Annotated in this window: 8 protein-coding genes and 1 tRNA gene; 6 read left to right on the plus strand and 3 right to left on the minus strand. The window is 58.2% G+C overall.

Translation table 11 applies throughout. The annotated features are described in order from the left end of the window. Positions 1-357 precede the first annotated feature (357 nt). Together ACEQWH_RS07125 and ACEQWH_RS07130 are read left to right on the plus strand one after the other, a co-directional pair. Entirely contained in the window at positions 358-1,320 is a 963-nt protein-coding gene (locus tag ACEQWH_RS07125; protein WP_370229219.1) for an L-malyl-CoA/beta-methylmalyl-CoA lyase, read from the plus strand. Between the two features lie 113 nt (positions 1,321-1,433). Then, a complete protein-coding gene (locus ACEQWH_RS07130; protein ID WP_370229221.1) occupies positions 1,434-2,054 on the plus strand; it encodes a hypothetical protein in 621 nt (206 codons plus the stop codon). Here the strand turns inward: ACEQWH_RS07130 and ACEQWH_RS07135 are convergent. Then, on the minus strand, positions 2,051-2,503 hold the full coding sequence (locus ACEQWH_RS07135) for an Lrp/AsnC family transcriptional regulator (protein ID WP_370229222.1): 453 nt from the start codon (positions 2,501-2,503) through the stop codon (positions 2,051-2,053). The two genes, ACEQWH_RS07130 and ACEQWH_RS07135, sit on opposite strands and share 4 nt — an antisense overlap. 73 nt (positions 2,504-2,576) lie before the next feature. Here ACEQWH_RS07135 and ACEQWH_RS07140 point away from each other — a divergent pair, with 73 nt between their 5' ends. Continuing rightward, positions 2,577-3,170 carry a LysE family translocator gene (locus tag ACEQWH_RS07140; RefSeq protein ID WP_370229224.1) on the plus strand — a complete coding sequence of 198 codons (594 nt, stop codon included), beginning with the start codon at positions 2,577-2,579 and terminating at the stop codon, positions 3,168-3,170. A gap of 75 nt (positions 3,171-3,245) precedes the next feature. Further along, a complete protein-coding gene (locus ACEQWH_RS07145; RefSeq protein WP_370229226.1) occupies positions 3,246-4,208 on the plus strand; it encodes an acetyl-CoA carboxylase carboxyltransferase subunit alpha in 963 nt (320 codons plus the stop codon). On the opposite strand, the gene ACEQWH_RS07150 is transcribed toward ACEQWH_RS07145, so the two are convergent. Together ACEQWH_RS07150 and ACEQWH_RS07155 are read right to left on the minus strand one after the other, a co-directional pair. After that, positions 4,205-4,855 (minus strand): GntR family transcriptional regulator, encoded by a 651-nt coding sequence (locus ACEQWH_RS07150; RefSeq protein WP_370229228.1) that lies wholly within the window; start codon positions 4,853-4,855, stop codon positions 4,205-4,207. The two genes, ACEQWH_RS07145 and ACEQWH_RS07150, sit on opposite strands and share 4 nt — an antisense overlap. A gap of 31 nt (positions 4,856-4,886) precedes the next feature. After that, positions 4,887-5,576 carry a M48 family metallopeptidase gene (locus tag ACEQWH_RS07155; protein ID WP_370229230.1) on the minus strand — a complete coding sequence of 230 codons (690 nt, stop codon included), beginning with the start codon at positions 5,574-5,576 and terminating at the stop codon, positions 4,887-4,889. 106 nt (positions 5,577-5,682) lie between these two features. Here ACEQWH_RS07155 and ACEQWH_RS07160 point away from each other — a divergent pair, with 106 nt between their 5' ends. Continuing rightward, positions 5,683-6,006 carry a TIGR02300 family protein gene (locus ACEQWH_RS07160; protein WP_370229232.1) on the plus strand — a complete coding sequence of 108 codons (324 nt, stop codon included), beginning with the start codon at positions 5,683-5,685 and terminating at the stop codon, positions 6,004-6,006. 87 nt (positions 6,007-6,093) lie between these two features. Continuing rightward, positions 6,094-6,169, plus strand: a tRNA-Ala gene (locus ACEQWH_RS07165). Position 6,170 lies beyond the last annotated feature (1 nt).

Here is a 6,170-nt window from a genome sequence, read left to right on the forward strand (position 1 = left end):
CAAGCATGTCAGGCGCGTCGCCCAGGAACAGAAGATAAGGTGTCTTAATCATAGCGAAGCCTCGGAAGGTGTTTTGAGTCAGGCAAGGATTCCCGAAAAGCCACGCAAAATCCTCTTAATTTGCGCTTAGAACTCTGCCACTGCAGGAAGAATCATAGCCTTTTTGGAAATTTTTCGAATTTTCTCCCGCTCAAACAGCCGGAAAACGAAGGTTCTGCGCCAGTCAGGTCACATTCCTTGTGACGCGGCGTTGCAGCAATCTCATGCCGCAACAGCAAAAAGGACCCTTGCGATTGGGCACGTAATTTAATAACCAAACCAAGACAAATGACGTAATTTCCTTTCCAAGAGGCCGATATGAGCTTTCGCATCCAACCCGCTGCACCTGCGCGTCCGAACCGCTGCCAATTGTTCGGCCCTGCGTCCAACACCAAGCTTTTTGCAAAAATGGCGGCCTCTGCTGCAGATGTGATCAACATCGATCTGGAAGACTCTGTGGCCCCTTCAGACAAAGACATGGCGCGTCAAAACGCTATCGAAGCGATCAACACGGTCGACTGGGGCAACAAATACCTCTCGGTGCGCATCAACGGGTTGGACACGCCATATTGGTACCGCGATGTGGTCGACCTGCTCGAGCAGGCAGGCGAGCGTTTGGATCAGATCATGATCCCCAAAGTCGGTTGTGCCGAGGACATCTATGCGGTGGACGCTCTGGTCACCGCCATCGAAGCCGCCAAGGGTCGCCAAAAGAAAATCTCGTTCGAAGTGATCATCGAATCTGCGGCGGGCATCGCCCATGCCGAAGACATCGCCGCCGCCTCGCCGCGTCTGCAGGCCATGAGCCTAGGCGCAGCAGACTTTGCGGCCTCGATGGGGATGCAGACCACTGGAATCGGTGGCACTCAGGAAAACTATTACATGCTGCGCGAGGACCAGAAATACTGGTCCGATCCGTGGCATTGGGCGCAGGCCAAAATCGTGGCCGCCTGCCGCACCCATGGCGTACTGCCTGTGGACGGCCCGTTCGGCGATTTCTCGGATGACGAAGGCTATATCGCGCAGGCTATGCGCTCGGCGACCTTGGGCATGGTTGGCAAATGGGCCATCCATCCAAAACAGATCGCCCTGGCCAATCAGGTCTTCACCCCCAGCGACGAGGCCGTCAACGAGGCCCGCGAAATTCTGGCGGCGATGGAACAGGCCAAAGCAAAAGGCGAAGGCGCGACCGTCTACAAAGGCCGCCTTGTTGACATCGCGTCGATCAAACAGGCCGAAGTGATTGTCGCGCAGGCCGAGCTCATCGCGGCCTCTGCCTAAATTCCCTTAGTTTTCCCTTCGGAGACACAGCAACCCGGCGACCCCATGTAGATCGCCGGGTTGCCAATCCTCTTCGAATCTGCGCCAGTGACGCCGATAAGAACGAGGGTCACATGACGCATCCCATCACACTGCTGCACACCGCCGAGGTTCACCGCGCCACGTTTGACGCGCTGCGCGACAGATTGGCTCCAGATGTCGAGCTTGTGCATCACGTGCGGACCGACTGGCTGGAGCGCGCGCGCAAGCACGGGATTCGTCAGGGGCTGATCGATGAAATCACCGAAGCCGTGGGCGCGCCCCAAGGCCCGGTGATCTGCACTTGCACCACACTTGGCGAGGTGGCAGGCACCGTGGGTGCCATTCGCATTGATGCCCCGATGATGCAAAAAGCCGCCGAAACAGGCGGCCCGATCCTAATGGTTTATGCACTGGAAAGCACTTATCAGCCGTCGCTGTCCTTGCTGGAAGCCGCCCTTCAGGACGCAGCCACCCCAACCGAGGTTCTGCCACTCTTTATCGGACAGTTTTGGCCACTTTTCGAAGCAGGCCAGACCCAAGCCTTCATCGCGTGCGTCGCCGGCGCCGTGCGGGACGCGGTGGCCCATAACAAGGTCGGTTGCGTTGTTCTGGCCCAAGCCAGCATGGCCGCTGCGGCCCCGATGTTGGCAGACCTTGAGCTTCCGGTCCTGACGTCGCCCGAAAGCGCCTTGCGCGCGGCACTTCAGGTCTAGGCGCGCTCGTCCTTTGGCGAGCCCATTACGACATAGGACGTGATTGAATTCACTTGCGGCACCGTACCCAGAACATCGGTGTGAAAGGACTTATAGGCCACAAGATCCGTCGCCTCGACTCGCAGCAAATATTCCACCGACCCTGTGATATTGTGGCATTCCACCACCTCTGGCGCGCGGGCGATGGCACGCTCAAAGGACTCTTGCGCCTCTTTGGTGTGCTGATTGAGGCCGACCGTAATATATGCGACAAATCCGATCCCGCGCTTTGAGCGATCCAGAACCGCGCGATACCCTGCAATCACGCCGGACTTTTCCAAATCCTGCACCCGGCGCAGACAGGCCGAGGGGGACAGCCCGACCCGATCGGCCAGTTCCAGATTCGAAATGCGACCATCGCGCGACAACTCACGCAATATTTTTTCGTTTATCTGATCTGCTTTCGCCATTAATTGTGAAAATAGACACCACACGCCTCAAAACGCAATTCAAATGCGCGGTTTTTCCGCCAGATTCTCCGCTATGACTTATGAAATCCTCACTGGCCTTGTCGGCTTTGCCTTTGTCACCTCGATCACCCCGGGGCCCAACAACCTGATGCTGATGGCGTCGGGCGCAAATTTCGGATTTACCCGCACCATTCCGCATATGCTGGGCATTGGCATTGGCTTTACCGTCATGGTCGCATTGGTGGGCTTTGGCCTGATGCAGGTGTTTGACTTGGTGCCCTATAGCTATGAGGCCTTGACCGCGGCCAGCATTCTGTACCTGTTGTGGCTGGCCTGGAAATTCGCCAATGCGGGCGCACCTGAAACCCGCAGCGCGGCCTCGAAGCCGATGACCTTTGTGCAGGCTGCCGCCTTTCAATGGGTGAACCCAAAAGCCTGGTATATGGCACTGTCGGCGATCACGCTTTTTGCACCAGAGCGCGACATCGCTTCGGTTTTGTTTGTTGCTTTGGCATTTGGCGCAGTGAACCTGCCAAGCGTCGGCAGCTGGACGGTTCTGGGCCAACAAATGCGGCGCTTTTTGACCAATCGCCTCAGGCTGACCCTGTTCAACTGGACCATGGCTTTGCTTTTGCTGGCTTCGGCCCTGCCTGCATTGTTTGGGTAAATCTGGCGTGCGGATATGTTGCAATTCCTGATCTGCGTCGTCATATAGCACAATCAAGGTGACGTGGAGTGAACGATGACCAACTACCTCGATTTTGAAAAGCCGCTTGCGGAGATCGAAGGCAAAGCCGAAGAATTGCGTGCAATGGCGCGTCAAAACGAGGAAATGGACGTCGCCGACGAAGCCGCTGCGCTGGATCGCAAGGCCGAGGAACTGCTGGAAGAGCTGTACAAAACTCTGACGCCTTGGCGAAAATGTCAGGTGGCCCGCCACCCTGAACGTCCGCACTGCAAAGATTACATCGACGCATTGTTCACCGAATACACGCCTTTGGCAGGTGATCGGAACTTTGCGGACGACCACGCGGTCATGGGCGGCCTTGCGCGGTTTAACGACCAGCCTGTCATGGTGATTGGTCACGAAAAAGGTCATGACACCAAGTCGCGCATCGAGCGCAACTTTGGCATGGCGCGTCCAGAGGGCTATCGCAAAGCCATCCGCCTGATGGAAATGGCCGACAAGTTCAACCTGCCGATCATCGCTTTGGTCGACACACCCGGTGCCTATCCAGGCAAAGGTGCAGAGGAGCGCGGCCAGTCCGAAGCAATTGCGCGCAGCACCGAAAAATGTCTGCAAGTCGGCGTACCTGTGATCTCGATCATCATCGGCGAAGGTGGCTCGGGCGGCGCAGTTGCGTTTGCCTCAGCCAACAAAGTCGCGATGCTGGAGCATTCGGTCTATTCCGTGATCTCGCCCGAAGGCTGCGCCTCGATCCTGTGGAAAGACGCCGAAAAAATGCGCGAAGCCGCCGAAGCACTGCGTTTGACGGCGCAAGACCTGCTGAAGCTGGGCGTTGCAGATCGCACTGTGACCGAACCCATGGGCGGCGCGCATCGCGACCGTCCTGCGGCGATCCAATCCGTTGGCAAAGCCATTGCGGATATGTTGAACGAGTTGTCGGCGCTGGATCGCAAAGGTCTGATCGCCGCGCGTCGCAAGAAATTCCTGGATCTTGGCAGCAAGGGCCTGGCGGCTTAATTCGCCAACAGCCGAAGCCCCTGCGTCACGTCTGAGCGTACCGCCAGACGCAGGCCGGGCTCGTCCCCTGCTTTCAGAGCAGACAGGATCAGGCGATGATACTGCGGCGGCTCGGTCTTGCGCAGCTTGCCATAAAGCGCTCGCATGGTTGGCCCCAGCTGCAGCCAGACCGTCTCGACCATCGCCAGCATAGCCGGAGCCTGCGCCCTCAGATATAGCGCGCGGTGAAAATCCAGATTGGCACGGATGTACTTCACCGGATCACGCATCGCCACAGCGTCCGCAACGCGCCCGTTGATGGTCTGCAACCGGTCAATCAGCGCCATATGGGCACGCGGCAATGCGCGACTGGCCAGCTCGACTTCCAGCAGGGCTCGCAGCGAGGCCAGCTCTTCAATCCGGTCCGGCGTCAACTCGGGCGTCGAGATCCGACCCGAGCTTGACATGGTCAAAGCACCCTCGGCAACCAACCGTCGCACCGACTCCCGCGCAGGTGTCATTGACACCTCATATTCTGCACCGATCCCCCGCAACGTCAGCGCGACGCCGGGCATGATTTCACCGTGCATAATCCGGGTGCGCAAACCCCGATAAACCCGGTCATGGGCAGAAGTAGACGGCTCTAGTGGTTTGGAGGGTGGCAGCATACTGCAAATGTGATCACAAATCTCTGGAGCGTCAATCCTCAAAACGGTAGCGATGCAGCTTTTCGCCATGCTGACGTAGCCAGTCGCGCTCGGACTGATGCGGCCCAAACAGTTTCGCGACCTCGTCCCAGAACGCCTTTGAGTGGTTCATCTGAACCAGATGCGCGACCTCATGCGCGGCCACATAGTGCAGCACCTCTTCAGGCGCCATCACCAGACGCCAGGAAAACATCAAGGCCCCCGCGCTGCTGCAAGACCCCCAGCGCGACCGTGTGTCCCGCAGCGTGATCCGCGCATAGGGCCGACCCAAGGCCGCCGCATAGCGATCACAGGCCGCAACCAGCCGGTTGCGCGCCTCGGTCTTGAGATAGGCCTGCACCCGCGGGCCAACACGTGCGCCTGCGGGCACCAAAAGGGCCTCACCCTCGCGGCGCACCGCTCGCCCCTGCCCTGCTGTGATGGTCAGCAAATCGCCTTGAAACGGAAGGTCGCTCCCAAGGTCGACCTGCACCGCTTCGGGCCGGGCCGCCATATTGCGCACCAACCACGCCGCTTTGGACTGGGCGAAATCCAGTGCCTCTTGTTGCGGCACGCGGCTGGGCAACGTCAGCGTGACCCGTCCATCCAATCGAGACACCCGCAAGCTGATCCGACGCGCCCGCGCAGACCGTCGCAGAATAATCGGGATACCCGGTGCGCCAGGCACAAAAATTTCCGTCATTTCGCCCCCTGCGCCTCTTGTTTCACGTTACCCTTTGACTATCTCCGCCACTTATGGCAGTTGGCCCGAACTGTCGACAAGACTCACGTGATTAAAGGGGAAACCTATGCCCAAAGAAGAATGGGGCGTAAAGCGTCTGTGCCCAACCACTGGCAAGCGTTTCTACGACCTGAACAAAGACCCGATCGTCAGCCCGTACACCGGCGAAGTCGTAGAGCTGGACACCGGCAAAACACGCATGATCGCCGCTGACAGAGAAGATGCAGCGACCCTGAAAGCCAAAGCGAACGACGGTGAAGACGGCGATGTTTTGGACGATGATGACTCTGTAGATCTGGAACTGGATGACGATGTTCTGGACGAAGATGATGACGACAACGTCTCGCTGGACGAGATCGCGGATATGCCGTCTGAAGAAGACGACTCTTAAATGATTAAAGGTGGGATTTTTCACTTGATCCCACCTTTCCCAGCGCCTAATTAAGCGCGCACGGATCGCTCGCGATCCAACAGGTTTGGGGCCTTAGCTCAGCTGGGAGAGCGCTACAATGGCATTGTAGAGGTCAGGGGTTCGATCCCCCTAGGCTCCACCAA

The sequence above is a fragment of the Cognatishimia sp. genome (assembly GCF_964229375.1).
Lineage (GTDB): Bacteria > Pseudomonadota > Alphaproteobacteria > Rhodobacterales > Rhodobacteraceae > Cognatishimia.

What these genes read in the sequence shown, in the direction of transcription:
- ACEQWH_RS07130 (WP_370229221.1), top strand. Translation starts at nt 1,434, where the DNA reads ATGACGCATCCCATCACACTGCTGCACACCGCCGAGGTTCACCGCGCC.
- ACEQWH_RS07140 (WP_370229224.1), top strand. Translation starts at nt 2,577, where the DNA reads ATGACTTATGAAATCCTCACTGGCCTTGTCGGCTTTGCCTTTGTCACC.
- ACEQWH_RS07150 (WP_370229228.1), bottom strand. Translation starts at nt 4,855, where the DNA reads ATGCTGCCACCCTCCAAACCACTAGAGCCGTCTACTTCTGCCCATGAC.
- ACEQWH_RS07125 (WP_370229219.1), top strand. Translation starts at nt 358, where the DNA reads ATGAGCTTTCGCATCCAACCCGCTGCACCTGCGCGTCCGAACCGCTGC.
- ACEQWH_RS07145 (WP_370229226.1), top strand. Translation starts at nt 3,246, where the DNA reads ATGACCAACTACCTCGATTTTGAAAAGCCGCTTGCGGAGATCGAAGGC.
- ACEQWH_RS07135 (WP_370229222.1), bottom strand. Translation starts at nt 2,503, where the DNA reads ATGGCGAAAGCAGATCAGATAAACGAAAAAATATTGCGTGAGTTGTCG.
- ACEQWH_RS07155 (WP_370229230.1), bottom strand. Translation starts at nt 5,576, where the DNA reads ATGACGGAAATTTTTGTGCCTGGCGCACCGGGTATCCCGATTATTCTG.
- ACEQWH_RS07160 (WP_370229232.1), top strand. Translation starts at nt 5,683, where the DNA reads ATGCCCAAAGAAGAATGGGGCGTAAAGCGTCTGTGCCCAACCACTGGC.